17 protein-coding genes are annotated in these 15662 nt (G+C 71.3%); 7 read left to right on the top strand and 10 right to left on the bottom strand.

Annotated elements, in window-relative coordinates; genetic code table 11:
• Nucleotides 1-273: 273 nt before the first annotated feature.
• Nucleotides 274-1110, top strand: coding sequence for a helix-turn-helix domain-containing protein (locus ACZ3ZD_RS10055; RefSeq protein WP_467395281.1), 837 nt, complete (start codon nt 274-276; stop codon nt 1108-1110).
• Nucleotides 1111-1189: 79 nt separating this feature from the next.
• On the opposite strand, the gene arr is transcribed toward ACZ3ZD_RS10055, so the two are convergent.
• From arr to ACZ3ZD_RS10040, 3 genes are all read right to left on the bottom strand, one after another.
• The gene (gene arr, locus ACZ3ZD_RS10050; protein ID WP_467395280.1) at nt 1190-1618 is read right to left on the bottom strand and encodes an NAD(+)--rifampin ADP-ribosyltransferase; all 429 of its coding nucleotides are present in this window, start codon (nt 1616-1618) and stop codon (nt 1190-1192) included.
• A 297-nt stretch (nt 1619-1915) separates the two neighbouring features.
• Nucleotides 1916-2086 carry a hydrophobic protein gene (locus ACZ3ZD_RS10045; protein WP_121790737.1) on the bottom strand — a complete coding sequence of 57 codons (171 nt, stop codon included), beginning with the start codon at nt 2084-2086 and terminating at the stop codon, nt 1916-1918.
• Between the two features lie 134 nt (nt 2087-2220).
• A complete protein-coding gene (locus ACZ3ZD_RS10040; RefSeq protein ID WP_467395279.1) occupies nt 2221-3285 on the bottom strand; it encodes a sodium:calcium antiporter in 1065 nt (354 codons plus the stop codon).
• 62 nt (nt 3286-3347) lie between these two features.
• Here ACZ3ZD_RS10040 and ACZ3ZD_RS10035 point away from each other — a divergent pair, with 62 nt between their 5' ends.
• Nucleotides 3348-4304 carry a GlxA family transcriptional regulator gene (locus ACZ3ZD_RS10035; protein WP_467395278.1) on the top strand — a complete coding sequence of 319 codons (957 nt, stop codon included), beginning with the start codon at nt 3348-3350 and terminating at the stop codon, nt 4302-4304.
• 107 nt (nt 4305-4411) lie between these two features.
• Nucleotides 4412-5410, top strand: a complete 999-nt coding sequence (gap, locus tag ACZ3ZD_RS10030; protein ID WP_467395277.1) for a type I glyceraldehyde-3-phosphate dehydrogenase — start codon at nt 4412-4414, stop codon at nt 5408-5410.
• 46 nt (nt 5411-5456) lie between these two features.
• Here gap and ACZ3ZD_RS10025 read toward each other — a convergent pair whose 3' ends face one another.
• From ACZ3ZD_RS10025 to ACZ3ZD_RS10010, 4 genes are all read right to left on the bottom strand, one after another.
• Nucleotides 5457-6047, bottom strand: a complete 591-nt coding sequence (locus tag ACZ3ZD_RS10025) for a DinB family protein (protein WP_467395276.1) — start codon at nt 6045-6047, stop codon at nt 5457-5459.
• 119 nt (nt 6048-6166) lie between these two features.
• Complete coding sequence (locus tag ACZ3ZD_RS10020) at nt 6167-7450, bottom strand: phosphatase PAP2 family protein (RefSeq protein WP_467395275.1); 1284 nt, start codon at nt 7448-7450, stop codon at nt 6167-6169.
• A 370-nt stretch (nt 7451-7820) separates the two neighbouring features.
• Complete coding sequence (locus tag ACZ3ZD_RS10015) at nt 7821-8852, bottom strand: MerR family transcriptional regulator (protein WP_467395274.1); 1032 nt, start codon at nt 8850-8852, stop codon at nt 7821-7823.
• A 26-nt stretch (nt 8853-8878) separates the two neighbouring features.
• A complete protein-coding gene (locus ACZ3ZD_RS10010; protein WP_467395273.1) occupies nt 8879-9550 on the bottom strand; it encodes a HEAT repeat domain-containing protein in 672 nt (223 codons plus the stop codon).
• 133 nt (nt 9551-9683) lie between these two features.
• Here ACZ3ZD_RS10010 and ACZ3ZD_RS10005 point away from each other — a divergent pair, with 133 nt between their 5' ends.
• Nucleotides 9684-10217 carry a DUF6817 domain-containing protein gene (locus ACZ3ZD_RS10005; RefSeq protein ID WP_467395272.1) on the top strand — a complete coding sequence of 178 codons (534 nt, stop codon included), beginning with the start codon at nt 9684-9686 and terminating at the stop codon, nt 10215-10217.
• An 88-nt stretch (nt 10218-10305) separates the two neighbouring features.
• Here ACZ3ZD_RS10005 and ACZ3ZD_RS10000 read toward each other — a convergent pair whose 3' ends face one another.
• Complete coding sequence (locus tag ACZ3ZD_RS10000; protein ID WP_467395271.1) at nt 10306-11247, bottom strand: ADP-ribosylglycohydrolase family protein; 942 nt, start codon at nt 11245-11247, stop codon at nt 10306-10308.
• 159 nt (nt 11248-11406) lie between these two features.
• Between ACZ3ZD_RS10000 and ACZ3ZD_RS09995 the strand changes: the two genes are divergently transcribed.
• Together ACZ3ZD_RS09995 and ACZ3ZD_RS09990 are read left to right on the top strand one after the other, a co-directional pair.
• Entirely contained in the window at nt 11407-11889 is a 483-nt protein-coding gene (locus ACZ3ZD_RS09995) for a hypothetical protein (RefSeq protein ID WP_467395270.1), read from the top strand.
• Between the two features lie 12 nt (nt 11890-11901).
• The gene (locus tag ACZ3ZD_RS09990) at nt 11902-12951 is read left to right on the top strand and encodes a polyprenyl synthetase family protein (protein ID WP_467395269.1); all 1050 of its coding nucleotides are present in this window, start codon (nt 11902-11904) and stop codon (nt 12949-12951) included.
• Here the strand turns inward: ACZ3ZD_RS09990 and ACZ3ZD_RS09985 are convergent.
• A complete protein-coding gene (locus tag ACZ3ZD_RS09985; protein ID WP_467395268.1) occupies nt 12927-13910 on the bottom strand; it encodes a LysR family transcriptional regulator in 984 nt (327 codons plus the stop codon). The two genes, ACZ3ZD_RS09990 and ACZ3ZD_RS09985, sit on opposite strands and share 25 nt — an antisense overlap.
• A gap of 184 nt (nt 13911-14094) precedes the next feature.
• Between ACZ3ZD_RS09985 and snpA the strand changes: the two genes are divergently transcribed.
• A complete protein-coding gene (gene snpA, locus ACZ3ZD_RS09980) occupies nt 14095-14793 on the top strand; it encodes a snapalysin (protein WP_467395267.1) in 699 nt (232 codons plus the stop codon).
• A 124-nt stretch (nt 14794-14917) separates the two neighbouring features.
• Here the strand turns inward: snpA and ACZ3ZD_RS09975 are convergent, their stop codons facing one another.
• Nucleotides 14918-15631, bottom strand: a complete 714-nt coding sequence (locus ACZ3ZD_RS09975; RefSeq protein ID WP_467395266.1) for a flavin reductase family protein — start codon at nt 15629-15631, stop codon at nt 14918-14920.
• Between the last annotated feature and the right edge of the window lie 31 nt (nt 15632-15662).

Raw genomic sequence — 15662 nt, 5'->3', positions numbered from 1 at the left:
GTGGATGCGGTCCGGTGCCAGTCCAGCACCGGGGACCTCGGGGCGGAGACCGCTGGCTATTACCCTCACTCACAGCCTGCCGGTTGGGCATCGTGCCTGGTGACGGCAGCATCACAAGGGGGCGCCCGCGGTCGGGCGGACGCCCGCTGTTCGGAGGAGAGGCACCATGACAGGTGGCAGGCCGTCGCCCCGCGTCGACGCACCGCCCGCTGCGGACCACGGTTCCCCGGCGGCCGCGTCCGGCCGCCGGAGCGGTGGTCGGGGCGGTGGTCGGTGAGCACCGCGCCCCCGCCGCCGGGTGAGTCCTCCCGCCGTGAGCTGGGGGCCTTCCTGCGGTCCCGCCGTGAACGGCTGGCGCCGAAGGATGTGGGCCTGCCGGACACCCCGGGCCGCCGGACACCGGGGCTGCGGCGGGCCGAGGTCGCGGAGCTCGCCGGCATCAGCGTCTCCTGGTACACGTGGCTGGAGCAGGGCCGGGTGCGCACCTCGGAGCAGGTACTGCGCGCGGTGTCGCGGGTGCTGCGGCTGGACTCCGCGGAGACGGCGCACGTCCTGGCGTTCGTGGAGGAGAGCAGGCCGCCCGCCGACGCCCCCACCTGGGTGTCACGCAATCTGCTCACCCTGGTGCAGTCCATGACGCCGAATCCCGCCGTGGTGCTCGACCCGCACTGGGACCTGCTGGCCTGGAACGCCGCGTACGCCGCGCTGCTGACGGACCCGGCACGGCTGCACCCCAAGGAGCGCAACCTCCTCTGGCTGGTGTTCCGCTGGCCGCCGGCCCGCGCCCTGCTCGCCGACTGGGAACACGAGGCCCGCGCCCTGCTCGGCCAGTTCCGGTCCCGGGCGGCCCGCCGGCCGGACGATCCGCGGTTCGCCGAACTCGTCGCCGAGGTGCTGTCCGACGGCGACGCGGCCCGCTGGTACGAGCGCCGTGAGACGGCCGGGTTCCAGCCCTCGGTCCGCCGTTTCCGGCACCCGGCCGTGGGCGAACTGCGCCTGCGGTACGTGAAACTGGCCGCCGTGGACGAGCCCGGTCACCACTTCCTGGCCTACCTGCCCGACGACCGGGACGCCGAGGAAGCCCTGCGCCGCCTGCGGGCAGGCGGATGAGCTGCGGGTGCCCGGTCGCCGAGCACGGGGCGGATCGCGTGTTCCTTCAGCTGCCCCGCGGGGACCCCGGCGGTCCGCGTCAGTCCAGGATCGTGGCGACACCGCGGCGGCGGAGGTCGGCCAGCCCGTTCAGCATGGCCTCGATCTGCTCGGGAGAGTGCCCGACCCAGTCCTTCAGCTCCGAGACGACGCGCACGGGCTCGCGTGTGCGATAGGAGCGGGTGGGGTTGCCCGGGAACTTCTTGTCGGTGACGTTGGGATCGTCCTCCAGTTCACCGGTCGGCTCCACCACGTAGATCCGCCCCGGCCCGTCGCCTGCCGCCAACTCGGCTCCCCAGACGGCGGCATCGAGGGTCTCGGAGAAGTAGACGTGGTTGGACGTGCGCCCCTCCTCGAAGTTGGACGCGCGGCCGGGGGTCAACAGGTCCCCGGGGGCGAGGTCCGCCTTCGTACCGTGCAGGTACGTTCCTGCCTCGTACACCTGGAAGGGGACGGGGGCGCTGGTCATGGGCCACTCCTTCGACCTGGGTTCTGGTACCAGGTAACCACAGCGGCCGCGGGTGCTGCCCGGGTCATCGCAGAGGTGCACCGACCCCGCGGAGATAGGAGGTGCAGGGTTCCACTGCTGCTTCCACGGGGCCGGTGCACCGCACACCTACCCACGTGGGCGTCCGATATGCCGGATCCCTCCTGGCCGTTGACGGGCAAGTGTTCCGGCGCACGCCGTGGGGCCCGGCCGTTCCCGGCCGGGCCCCACGGTCAACCTTCCCTGATGCCAGCGCTCCTGACGCCGGGCAACGCGCGTCTACCAGCGATACCAGCGACCCTTGCGGCCCGCGCCGTCCGCGGAACGGACGACGAAGCCCAGCAGCCACACGATCAGCACGATGACCGCGATCCACCAGAGCGCCTTCAGTGCGAAGCCCGCACCGAAGAGGATCAGAGCCAGCAGAAGAACCAGAAGCAGGGGAACCATTGTTATCAACCTCCTGACCACCGCATGCCCTTACTTCAGTCCTACAAGCACACAAAACACGAGTTTCTTTCACCGGATCACGGGCACACGCCTCAGACTGTTCCCCCGCGTCGGCAACAGATGCCCCCTCCGGGTCAGGTGGCGATCGTGGCCAGTCCGGCGATGCCGACGAGATAGATGACCACCGCGGCGATGCTGTCGACGCCCATGCGGGCGTACTGGCGGCGCGGCCGGAAGATCAAGCCCGCCATGTAGACCACGGTCAGGATGATCCCGAGCGCGGTCAGGTAGATGTCGGTGTCGTGCGCGGCCGGCAGTACCGGCTTGCCGGAGATGACGGTGGCGAGCAGGAACAGCACCGGCAGGAAGGCGTTGCCGCCGAAGATGTCGCTGATGGCGAGCTGGTAGTCGCCCAGCTTCGTGGAGGTCAGGCCGGTGCTGACCTCGGGCAGGGAGGTGGCCGCGGCCAGCACGGTCGCACCGAACAGCACCCCGCTCAGCCCCTGACGGGCGAAGAACTCCTCACCGCTGCGCTCGATCACGACACCGGCCACGAGCGTGGCCAGCGCGGACACGCCGAACACGAGCCCGGCGCGCGCGGTGCTCACGCCCTTGTCGCTGGCAGCCTTCTCCTTCTTGCCCTTGGAGTGGCCGCGTGGTTCGGGCTGGCCGTCCGGGGCGTCGCCGCCCTCCCGCCACGGCAGACCCCGGCCTGCCCGGTCGAGCAGGACCAGGCCGATCACCCACAGGAGTGCGATCGCCACCGAGGCGGGGGCCAGGCGAGCGACGTGCAGGTTCGGGGAGAGCTGGGTGCCCATCACGACCACGGCCAGGACGACCACCACCATGGCTCCCTCGAGGACCAGCTGCAGACTGGCCGCCAGCCGGGTCAGCGGGGCACGCGGGCGGACCCCCGCCGCGTCCAGTACGGCCAGGACGATGGTCTGCAGGGCGATGCCGCCCAGGATGTTGCCGACCGCGACGTCGAGCTGTCCGGTCATCGCCGCCGACGCGGTGATCGCGATCTCGGGCAGGTTCGTCGCGATCGCCAGCAGGATAAGACCGCCCAGGGCGCTGCCCAGGTGAAGTCGTTCGGCGAGCACGTCGGTGGTGTCCGACAGCTTGATTCCCGCACCCCAGATGACCGCCGCGCTGGCCACGAACAACACCAGCAACAACGGTGAACTCAAAGATCCCATGTGTCTGGGAGTACCCGCCGGTCCAGGGCAGAACCAGGGGCGGCTCCGCGTAACCTCTTCCTGTGTCAGCCTCCCGCCTGCATCGCGTCGCCGTTCTCGTGCTCGAGGGTGCGAAGCCGCTCGATGTCGGCATTCCCGCGCAGGTGTTCACGACCCGCGCGAGCATGCCGTACGAGGTGCGGGTGTGCGGGGCGACGCCCGGTCTCGTGACCGGCGGCGACGGTCTCGCGTACCACGTCGCCCACGGTCTGGACGCCCTGGCGTGGGCCGACATCGTGTTCGTCCCCGGCTACCGGTTCCCGGACCGCGAGGACCCGCCGCGGGCCGTCCTCGACGCGCTGATCGCCGCCCACCGCCGGGGCGCGCGACTCGCCGCCATCTCGACGGGTGCCTTCGCGCTCGCCGCCACGGGCCTGCTCGACGGCAGGCGCGCCACAACACACTGGCACTACACGCGGGCGCTCGTGGCCAGGCATCCGCTCGTCCAGGTCGACGAGAACGTGCTGTTCGTCGACGAGGGCAGCGTGCTCACCTCGGCCGGCGCCGCCTCCGGTATCGACCTGTGCCTGCACATCCTGCGCGGCGACCTCGGAGTGGCCGCGTCCAACCACGCGGCCCGGCGTCTGGTGGCGGCCCCCTACCGCAGCGGCGGCCAGGCCCAGTACGTGCCGCGCAGTGTGCCCGAGCCGCTCGGGGAGCGGTTCGCCGTCACCCGCGAGTGGGCGCTGCACCGGCTCGGCGAGCCCCTCACCCTCGACGTCCTGGCGCGGCAGGCGGGGGTCTCGCCGCGCACGTTCTCCCGGCGCTTCGTCGAGGAGACCGGCTACACGCCGATGCAGTGGGTGATGCGCGCCCGCATCGACCGGGCCCGTGAACTGCTGGAGCGGTCGCAGCGCGGCGTCGAGCAGATCGCCGCCGACGTCGGTCTCGGCACGGGTGCGAACCTGCGGCTGCACTTCCAGCGCATCCTCGGTACGACACCGAGCGAGTACCGGCGCACCTTCACCCGGGGCGAGTGACCCGGTCGGCCCCGCTTGGCGGGATCCTTTTGAACCGTGGCGATCCCGCCACTGTCGGCGGCGCCGGCCACGGACGAGCCTGGTGGCGACGGGAAGGGACCTCACTCATGACTCGCATCGCCATCAACGGGTTCGGCCGCATCGGACGCAATGTGCTGCGCGCACTGCTGGAGCGCGACAGTGCCCTGGAGGTCGTCGCCGTCAACGACCTGACGGAGCCCGCGACCCTCGCCCGGCTGCTCGCGTACGACAGCACGGCCGGCCGGCTCGGGCGGCCGGTGTCCGTCGACGGGGACGTCCTCGTCGTGGACGGCCGCCGGATCAGGGTGACGGCCGAGCGGGAACCGGCACGGCTGCCGTGGGCCGAGCTCGGCGTCGACATCGTCCTGGAAGCCACCGGTCGTTTCACCTCGGCCGAGGCCGCCCGCGCCCACCTCGACGCGGGTGCGAAGAAGGTGCTCGTCAGCGCGCCGTCGGAGGGCGCCGACGTCACGCTCGCGTTCGGGGTCAACACCGGCGCCTACGACCCGGCCGTGCACACGATCGTCTCGAACGCCTCCTGCACCACCAACGCGCTCGCGCCGCTGGCCTCGGTCCTCGATGAACTCGCCGGTATCGAGCACGGCTTCATGACGACAGTGCACGCCTACACGCAGGAGCAGAACCTGCAGGACGGCCCGCACCGCGACGCCCGTCGCGCCCGGGCCGCCGGCGTCAACATCGTGCCGACCACGACGGGCGCCGCCAAGGCGATCGGCCTGGTGCTGCCGAACCTGGCCGGCAAGCTGTCGGGCGACTCGATCCGCGTACCGGTGCCGGTGGGCTCGATCGTCGAGCTCAACACGAGCGTCGCCCGCGACGTGACGCGCGACGACGTGCTGGCGGCGTACCGCGCCGCGGCGGAGGGGCCGCTCGCCGGCATCCTCGAGTACTCGGACGACCCGCTCGTGTCGTCCGACATCACGGGCAACCCCGCCTCGTCGATCTTCGACTCGGCCCTCACCCGCGTCGACGGCCGCCACATCAAGGTGGTCGCCTGGTACGACAACGAGTGGGGCTTCTCGAACCGCGTGATCGACACACTCGAACTCCTCGCCGGCCGCTGACCGGACGCCGGGCCGCTGCCCGCTCGCGGGCGGAGAAGGGCTGACGCTATCGGTCGAGTGCGACGGCGGCCGCTTCGGCGGCCCGCTCGATCTCCGCCCGCCGGGCTTCCCGGAAGGCCGCGTCGTCCTGCGGGGGCGCGTCCTGTGCCGTCGTCCCCGTCGAGCCGTCGACCTGTTCGCGCAGGATGTCGGCGTGTCCTGCGTGCCGGGTGGTGTCGGTGAGCATGTGGACCAGGATGGTGAACAGTCTGACGTCGGGGCGGGGCCACCAGGGAACGTAACCGGGGGAATCGACGGCGAGGGCGCTGATCGTCGCGTCCGCGTGCTCCCAGACGCGACGGTAGCGATCGACGATCTCCGCACGCGTCTCGTGCTCGGTCGCCCACATGTCGGCACCGCGCTCGCCGGCGTCGTCCCACCGGGGCAGCGGCTCGGGGAACGGGCGGTCGAAGACCTCGCCGAAGTATCGGGCCTCCCACAGCGCCAGGTGCTTGACCAGGCCAAGGAGGTTCGTACCGGTCGAGGTCAGGGGCCGGCGCACGTCGTACTCGCCAAGCCCGTCGAGCTTCCAGAGCATCGCCTCGCGCATCGCTCGCAGTTCGCTGTGCAGGTACTCCTTGGCGAAATCATCGATCATGGTGCATGACCCTGTCACGCAACGCCGCTGAGCGCATCCCTGTGTGAGCGACTGACCTCCCGTGAGCGAGCTCGGTCGGGATCGGTGTCCTCGTCGCAGACGCAGGAGCGACTGCGAGCTCAGACCGGTTCGGGTTGGGGTTCCGGCTGGGGGGTGGGGAGGGGGGCGGGCTGCCAGAGGGTGGTGGTGCGCAGGTAGGCGTGGATGACCGAGGCTGTCGCCAGGAGGAGGAGGGGGCCGTAGAGCCAGGGGTGTTGGGCCATGTGTGCGGGCAGGTAGCGGTAGGACAGCAGGAGGGCGGTGAACACCGTCGTGCCGTGGGCGACCAGTTGGGTCGCGGCGCGGTCCCAACCGTATGCCTGTGCGCGGAGTGCCGCTTCGATGGTGAGGGTGAACACCACGCCGGCGAGGATGTCGGCGCCGTAGTGGTAGCCGAAGCCGAGGGTCGCGCCGAGGGTGGCGATGAGCCAGAAGGTGCCGGCGTATCGCAGGAGGCGGGGGCCGGTGCGGGAGTGCAGGAAGATCGCCGTGGCCCAGGCCGTGTGCAGGCTGGGCATGCAGTTGCGCGGTGTCACCCCGTCGAACGGCACGGCGTGCGGGGCCTGGAGGGGTGTCGTGATGTCCGGCCAGAGGTGGCCCATGGCCCAGTGGCCGCCGTCGGGGCCGTAGGCGAAGACCGGTCCCACGACGGGGAAGATCACGTAGATGCCCGGGCCGAGGAGGCCGATGACCAGGAAGGTGCGGACCAGGTGGTGGCGCGGGAAGCGGCGTTCGGCCGCGACATGGCGGAGCTGGTAGAGGGCGACGACGACCGCGGCGACGGCGAGTTGGATGTAGACGTAGTCCAGGACGTGGGCGCCGATCGTACCGGTGGCCCTGACGAGCCGGCCCACCAGCCAGGAGGGGTTGCCCAGGGCGTGGTCGGCTGTCGCCACGTACGGGTCCAGGACCTGCGGACGGGTCTTGGAGGTGATCAGCAGCCAGGTGTCGCCGGTCTTGCGGCCGGCCACCAGCAGCAGGCCGAGTCCGACACCCTTGAGCAGCAGGACACGGTCCGGGCCCGCGCGGCGGGTGACGGCGATGACGGCGTAGGCCAGCACCACCCACAGAGCACCGTTGCCGAACGGGTGCCCGGGGGGAAGCTTGAGGCCGGCCGCCCAGCGCACCAGCAGGAGGGTGAGGTCGATACCGACCGCGGCGGAGAAGGCGACGAGACGTTCACGCCAGGTGAGCACCACCATCATCAGCGCCATGCCGGCGTAGAGCAGCGGGCCTGATTTCGGGGGAAGGATGACCTCCTTCGCCTGGTTGGTGATCGGCCCCGGCATACCGTAACGGCGCGCGGCGACCTCCAGCGTGACAAGGAATGCCAGCGTCGTCACGCCTGCCACGGTCCACAGCACCGCCCGCGGCTGGCGCCACGCGGCGAGGGCGGTTGTTCCGTCTGCGCGCGAGGGCTCCCGCGTCGTTATTGGTATCAATTCTCTGGCCGACTTGTGAGTTGTTATGTGAATGGGTCGATCTTTGTGCACTCGTCCTGACGGATCATGTTATCGGAGCAGCCCGACAGGAGCGGGCACAGGATGTCGGGTGCGGCAGGCTCGGCCCTTCCTCGTTCCGCGCCGGGTCGTCGGCAAGAAGGCCCGCGTCCCGCTGAAATACCAGGGGATCAACCCGCACATCGCCGAGCACGTCAAGAGCACCGCGCCGGAGACGGTGGGTGGCGGCGTCCCGGTCTCGCTCCCGCCCGCACCCGGTGGGCCTGTCCGGTGTTCAGCTCTGCTGGTCCGGGCGGGCCGCCGTCCTTTCGGCGCGCAACCGGAGGATGTACGTCGCGGTCAGCGCCACGGCACGGTCCTCGTCGCGGGACAGCTCGGCGAGGGCACGGGACGCCGTGCTCCCCGGGATGTCCGCGAGCGCCTGTGTCAGCCGTCGGCGTGCGGGGACTCCCCCGGTGCCGCGAGCGAGGCGGTCGACCAGCTCCGTGGCGATCCGTTCCGCCGACGCGGGATCACTCGCCAGCGTGCTCAGCACGTCGGCCGCGTCGACGTCGTTCCTCTCCTCTACGATCATGTCGATGAGCGTGGGGACCGCGTCGGCCACTCCACGTGCCCCGAGCGCCAGAGCCGCGCACCCGCGGACCACCAGGTCGCAGTCCGCGAGGGCGCGTTGCAGCAAGGCGGTCGACTCACCGGCCGGGACCGCGGTGATGGACTGGACGGCACGGGCGCGCACTTCGGCCGCGGGTGAGCCGAGGCCCTCGGCCAGCAGTGCCAGCCCGTCCTCGCCGGACTGCGCCAGAGCCCAGCGAAGGGCTCCGGCGACGTTCGGCTCCGGCTCGCTCAGTACGGCCTCGACCAGTGCCTCCACCGGCACGGGGCCTTCCTCGACCGCGGACAGGGCCGCCCGCTGCCGTGCTCCCGCGCTCTTCGACCCGAGGGCCTGGAGGAGTGCGACGGTCTGGAGGACGTCCTCCCAGCCGGCGGGTTCCGCGGCACCGATCCGACGGAGTCGCTTGAGCAGCTCCGTCTCCGCTGCGATGCGGTCGCGCGTCTGGCGGATGAGGTCGTCCACGAGTTCCGCGGGTGTGAAGCCGTCGTCGTCCAGGGCGCGCCGGACGTCACGCAGCGACAGCCCCAACGACCGCAGGCTCTCGATGTGGAAGATCCGCCGGATGGTCTCGCCGGAGTACTCCCGGTAGCCGGAGCCGGTACGGCCCGTGGGCCGCAGCAAACCGAGCGACTCGTAGTGCCTGAGCATGCGGGCACTGACCCCGGACCGCTTCGCGACTTCACCGATCAACACAGCCAACTGCCCTTGTGAGTCTGCGCCTACTGCCCGACGTGGCCTTCTCCGCCGAGGGCCACCACCCGCTTCGCCTCCTCGACGGCGAACTCGAATCCGGCATGCGGATCCTCCCACAGTCGTTCCGTGGCGATCGCGTGAGCGCGCACGCGAGGGTCGGGATCCGTCGTCGCGTCGGCCAGTGCCGGGAGCATCACCTCTCCCAGCGCGATCAGTGCCCGGCTGAGGCTCAGCTGCGTCTCGCGTCCGCCGCGCCCGAGCTGCCCCGCCAACGCTTTCGCCAACTGCCGTTGCCCGCCTTCGGGTACGAGCACGACCGCTGCCCGCCAGGCGGCCCGGGCCACCTCGTCGTCGGGGTCGGACAGCAGCGCCGGTGTGATCGCCGGCCACGCTGCACGGTCCCCGATCTTGGACAGCGTGTGCAAGGCCTGGCTCCGTGCCTGCGCACGCTCCGAGCGGACTTCGGCGACCAGCAGCGGCACCGTCAGCGAGGGTTCGTGGCGAGTGAGGGCCCACGTCAGCGTTTCGCGCACGTACAGCTCGGTTTCGATCGCGCATCGCTCGATGAGCGTGCCGACGACTTCCGGGTCGGGGTCCGTACCGACCGCCAGCGCTGCCCGCAGCCGGACCGACGCGTCGTCGTTCTCCAGCCCCCGAAGAGCCCGCATCCTGTTCCTGTCCTCTCCCGGCCCGGTCATGGCGACCACCTCCCGGGGCACAGTGAAGACCTTGTCACCGTGTCAAGGTCCAGCGGAGGCGGGCCGGGTGCGGTTTCGGCCCTGCGCTCCTCGGGCAGTGCAGAGGGCGACCGTGCGGAGGGGTGAGGACGACATGACGGCGAAAGCGCTGGCGATCCTTCGGACGGCCCGGGCTGAGGAGATCGAGCACCCCGGCGGGACACTGCTGGCGCATCTCCAGCGCGTCAGTGCCCTTCTCGCCTCGTGGGGCGCTCGTCCGGCGCTGGTGTCGGCCGGGCTGTGCCACGCGTTCTACGGCACGGACGGCTTCCCGGTCGCCCTGCTGGACCTGGGGCGCCGGGCCGAACTGGTCGAGGCGATCGGCGTCGAGGCCGAAGCGCTCGTCTACCTCTACGCCTGCTGCGACCGCTCGTCCTCCTACCGCGAACTGACCGATGACCGCGGTACGTTCGTCGACCGGTTCACCGGCACACGGACCTGTCCGAGCCTCGAAGCGCGACAGGACTTCGCCGAACTCACCGCCGCCAACGAGCTGGACATCACCGCGATCAGCCCGGAGGCCCGCGCACGCTACGGAGCGGACCTGCTCGACCTGTTCGGGCGCTGGCGCCCCCTGCTGTCCGAGCCGGCCTGGGCCCACTGCCGTAGGGTGCTGGGGGCTGGGTGAGGGCGGGGGGCGGTGGTGAGCCGCGGAGCACTCCCCCGCCCCGGCGCCGACCCTCGGGAGGACGCCGTGACCGCCCTCGCCGGCCCGGTCAGTCCGAGTCCGCCGTGGCGAGGTGGTGGGCCAGGTCGGTCAGGTCCAAGGCGCGTAGGGTCCGGCCCTCGAAGCCCGGCAGGGGGACGTGGAGGGGGTCGGTCCAGCGGGTGGGAATCGCGTCCGGGCCGTAGTAGGCGCCTGCCAGGGCGCCGGTGACCGCGGCGACGGTGTCGGTGTCGCCTCCGAGGTCGATCGCCGCGCGGAGGGCGTCCTCGAAGCTGGTGGTGGTGCGCAGGGCCCAGACCGCCGAACCCAGGCAGGGCCAGACCGCGCCGTTGAACTCGGTCGCCTGGTCGGGATGCCAGTCGGCGGCGAGGACGGTGGCAAAGCGCTGACGGTGGTCGGGGTGGACGAGGTCCAGAACGTCCGGGAGGGCGCTCAGCGGGTCGGCGCCGGTCAGGGCGAGCCGGATGAGCTCGTGGAAGACGGCGGTGCCTTCCCAGGCGGCGGGGTCGCCGTGGGTGAGGGCGGCGATGCGCCGGGCGGCGTCCATGGTGGCGGTGCGGCCGGCGCGTGCGAAGTAGACCGCGGAGGTCGACGCCCTCATCAGGGAGCCGTTGCCTGCCGCTCGCCGGTTGATCCGGAAGTGCGTCGCGGCGGCCTGGTCCCACGGCATGCCGTTGGTCAGCACGTCCTGGGTCTGGATGCCGATGTCCTTGGGCTCGGCCGCCGCCCAGCGCTGGAAGCGGGCGAAGACGTCCGGCAGGTCGAGTCCGCCCCGCTGCAGCAGCGAATCCGCGACGCACACGGCCATCTGCGTGTCGTCCGTGGCCTCGCCCGGGTCCCAGCCGCCTCCGCCGCACATCTCGCCACCGCACCCCGGGTCCGGGAACCGGGCGGAGAAGGCCCCCTCGGGTCCGAACTCGAAAGGTGCTCCCAGCGCGTCGCCCACCGCTGAGCCGACGACCGTCGCGATGGCTCGTTCCGTACGTCTCATCCGCTCAGCCTATCGACGGTCGGCGACAGCCATGCCGGCCGTGGGGGCGCGGACGGGTGGCGGGGCCACGGCGGTTCGCTGCGGGGTCTCCTCGGCGGCCTCGATTACGATCACGATCATATCGCGACAATATGGACGTTCTCCCGGTCAGGAGACCTCATGCCCGACGAACACATCCACCAGGTCGATCCGGCGCGCCTCCAGCTGTCGCGGACGGTCTCCCAGGCGGTCAGGCAAGCGGCCGAGATCCTTCAGCAGGAGGTGAACGACGGCTCGGGGCACACCTCCACGATGCACGCGACGTACGCGGCGACGAAGAAGGTCGACCCCGACGAGTTCCGGGCGTTGAGCAGCCGGGTGCGCAAGGACGTGCACGACCTCATCGCGATGGCCGCCGACATGTTCACCGAGCTCCAGACGGACGAGGTCCAGCAGATGGTGTCGCGTATGGCCGACGACGCGCACGACGTGCTCGACACCACGATGAACCTGGTCGACAACACGCCGGCGACCGCCAGGGCCCTGGCGAACCTGGGCTTCACCACGCCGCCGCCCCCGACCTCCACCGCGGGGGCACCCAATGGGCCCGAACCGGGGCCGGGTCCGGTCGTCGGTGACGAACCGCCGCTGCCCGGCGTCTGAGAGGGCCGAGCGGTGACCTCTGCTACGGGCGTACGGCTCGGCCCCTCGGCCGTGGAGTCGGTTCTCACGCGCTACCGCGACCTCACGATCGCGCGACTGATGTCCGACATCCCGGACTCCCTCGAGGACGATCTCTACCGTCTCGTGCGCGCCTATCCCAGCCGGTCCGGCAAGGGGCTGCGCCCCGCGCTCTGCCTGGCGGTGTGCCGGGCGCTCGGCGGTGACATCGAGAAGGCGGTCGATTCCGCGGTCGCCATCGAGCTGACCCACAACGCCTTCCTGATCCTGGACGACATCCAGGACGGCAGCGAGATGCGCCGTGGAGCGCCGACGCTGCCCGCCGAGTACGGACTCGGGGTGGCGGTGAACGTCGGCAACGCGACCAACCTGCTCGCCCTGGAACACCTGATGGCCAACCGGCGGACGCTCGGACCCGGTCTGGCGTGGGCGGTCCTCCAGGAATCGGCGCTGATGATGCGCCATTCCCTCGAGGGACAGGCGATCGAGGTCGGCTGGATTAGGAGCAACGCCTGCGACCTGGCGGACGACGACTACTACCGGATGTGCATGAAGAAGTCGTCCTGGTACACGTGCATCTACCCGTGTCGCGTCGGCGCGCTCGTGGCCGAGGGCAAACACAGGGGGACGGTCCGCTTCGACCGCTACGGCTGCTACCTCGGTGCGGCGTTCCAGATCCAGGACGACCTGCTCAACCTGACCGGCCACTACGCGCAGTACGGCAAGGAGATCTCCGGGGACCTGTGGGAGGGCAAGCGCACCCTCGTCCTCATCGAGTACCTGCGCCGTTGTACGGCCGCGCAGCGCGAGCGGATGGAGGGTTTCCTGGCCAAGACGCGTGCCACCCGCACGGAGGCCGAGGTGCGGTGGGTGCACGAGGAACTGCTCGCGTCGGGCTGTGTCGAGACGGTGCGGGCCCGGGCGAAGGCCCTCGCCGAGGAGGCCCACATGGAGGCGGTCAAGGCGTTCGCCGATCATCCCGACTCGGAGGACAAGCAGTTCCTGCTCGATCTGCCGTTCTACATGGTGGAGCGGGACAGCTGAGCAGCGGTGCCGCCGTCCGGCGCCCCGGGCGGGCGGGCGCGCTTCAGCCACTCCCGGTAGGCCGGCGCCTCGTGGGCGACGGCCCAGTAGGCCTCGCGCAACTGCGGGAAGACGGCGTCCAGTTCGTGCTCGGTGCGGGCCGCCAGCAGCAGTCGTACGCGCAGCGGGTCGCCCTTCAGCGGGCGGATCGCGAGGCCGGGACGGCAGGGGGCGGTCGGCTGGCTGACCGTGACCACTTCGCCGGTGGCGGCGAGTGAGTACGCGGTGAGGTAGTCGCCGTGCAGCATCTCGGAGTCGAGGCCCGCCGTGCGCAGCACCCGGGACAGGCCCTCCCATTCGCCGTCGACCGTCGAGTCGACCATCCAGCGGTCGCCGGCCAGGTCGGCAAGGCTCACTTCCGGCTGTGACGCGGCGGGATGATCCGCCGCGAGCGTGACGAACTGCGGTTCGCGTGTGAGGAGTACCCGCAGGCACAGGCCGGGTGGCACGCGCAGCGGGCTGCCCTCGACCTCGTGCACGAAGGCCATGTCCAGCCGGCCCCCGGCGACCATGCCCAGCAGAGTGTTGGCGGACGCGTTCATCTGCAGGGTCGGTTCGCCTTCCGGGCCGCGCGCCCGCAGCAGGCGCAGCCAGCCGGGGATGGCCCGGCTCGCCGTGGCCCCTATGCGCAGCCGATAGCCGGCGGCCGCGCGGGCCGCCGCCGCCCTGGTCTCGGTGACGATCGCCGTGAACTCCGCGACCAGCGGCCTGGCCCGGCTCAGCACGGCCAGTCCCAGCGGGGTGGGGTCGCAGCCGGTCTGGGCCCGTACGAAGAGCTGGGCGCCCAGGGCGCGCTCTATCCGCCGTAACTGGGTGCTCAACGAGGGCTGCGCCAGGCCGAGTTGCCGGGCCGCTTTGTGCAGGCTGCCGGTGTCGGCGATGGCGCAGAGTACGCGCAGATGCCTCACCTCCAGCTCCATGGGAGGAGCGTAGGGCGGCGCCGCTCACCACACCAGATGTTCAAGGTCCAACGAAACCGGACGAGTCGGCCACCGATAGTTCCGTGCTATCCCCAACTGCCATCATTCCCCGCCCCATTGGCTTACCGGAAACTCACTGGCAACCGATCGTTCAACCCCACAGGACGAGAAGGAGCCCACCCCCATGACATCGTTCCGTACCCGCCCCGGGTCGAAGAACTCCAGGAGACTGACGGCCCTGGCGCTGGGCGTCGGTCTGGCCTCCGCCGCGCTGGGCACCGCCGGCCCGGCGAGCGCGACGAACACCGCACAAGCCCCCGCCGGGGCCACCGCCGCCGGCTACGTCGGCGCGGCCGGCAGCGCCGGCGACAAGGTGTTCTTCGACGCCGTGCTGAAGTCGGTCGCCAAGCGGCAGGCCGCCCAGCCCTCCCTGCAGACGGTGACCGTCTACTACAACGCCTCCCAGGCGCCGAGCTTCCGCTCCCAGATATCGAGCGCCGCCTCCATATGGAACAGCTCGGTGTCGAACGTCAAGCTCCAGGCGACCACGGGCAGCGGCGACTTCGCCTACTACGAGGGCAACGACTCGCGCGGCTCGTACGCCTCCACCGACGGCCACGGCAGCGGCTACATCTTCCTGGACTACACGCAGAACCGGCAGTACGACTCCATCCGGGTCGCCGCCCATGAGACCGGCCATGTGCTGGGGCTGCCCGACCACTACAGCGGCCCGTGCAGCGAACTGATGTCCGGCGGCGGCCCCGGCACCAGCTGCACCAACCGCTACCCGAACAGCACGGAGCGGGCCCGGGTCAACCAGCTGTGGGCCAACGGCCTCGCCAAGGCGCTCGCGCGGATCGGTACGGCGGCCAAGACGGGCTGACCCTCCCCAGCAGCCCCGCGCATCAGCAGCGTACGGACCGCGGACCGGTGCCGCGGTCCGTACCGCTGTCCCGGCCCGGGACGCTCGCGTCGCAGTACGTCCGCGCCGGCCAGTGCCCCGCTGATCAGGCGTGCGGCGAAGTCCCGGTCGCCGGTGAGGCCGTTGCGCGGTGCGAGGCGGGCAGGCCGTCCGCCGTGCCGCTGCGGCGCGGGGTTTCGGAGATGCCGCTGTGGCCGAGTTCGGGGCCGAGTCCGAAGTAGTGCCGGAAGTTGTAGACGAGCGGGCTCCATGCCGCGGGATCGATGTGCTGGGTTCCGGGGACCACGAGGCGGGCGTCGGCGTGCACCTTCAGCACCCGGGCCTCGACGATCAGGAAGTCCCCGGCGGCATCGGGGGCGACCCGGGCCGCCCGCGCCTCCAGCTGGATCGGGCACTCGGCCACCCGTGGCGGGCGCACCACCTGGGACGGCTCCGGCCGGAAGCCGCTCGCCGTGAACTTGTCCGGCTCGTAGCGGGTGGGCCGGGAGCCGCGCCCTGCCGCCTCCGGCCTGCCGGTGAGCCACCCCAGCCGTTCGACGGCCGCCCACTGCCCGGGCTCGGGCAGGCTGATGACGAGTTCCGGGCGGGTGGCCAGGTTCGCGCCGGTCTGTCCTTCCCGTCCGAGTCCCAGGACGACCACCTGTCCGAGGGCCCAGGCCGACGACATCGGCGCGAGGTTGGCCGTGCCGTCGGCGTTCTCGGTGGTCAGGAGCACGACGGGCGTGCCGAAGTAGAGGATGCTCGGCGTGATCGTCAGGTGGGAGCCGGTGTGCGGGGGCAGGTGCGGTGCGGTGTTCATACGGCGACCGTAGGGCGCCGACGCTTCGGGC

This window comes from Streptomyces sp. NPDC023481, from assembly GCF_055560195.1.
Note: the sequence above shows the minus strand (reverse complement) of the source record. Positions and strands in the feature narration are given on the sequence as shown.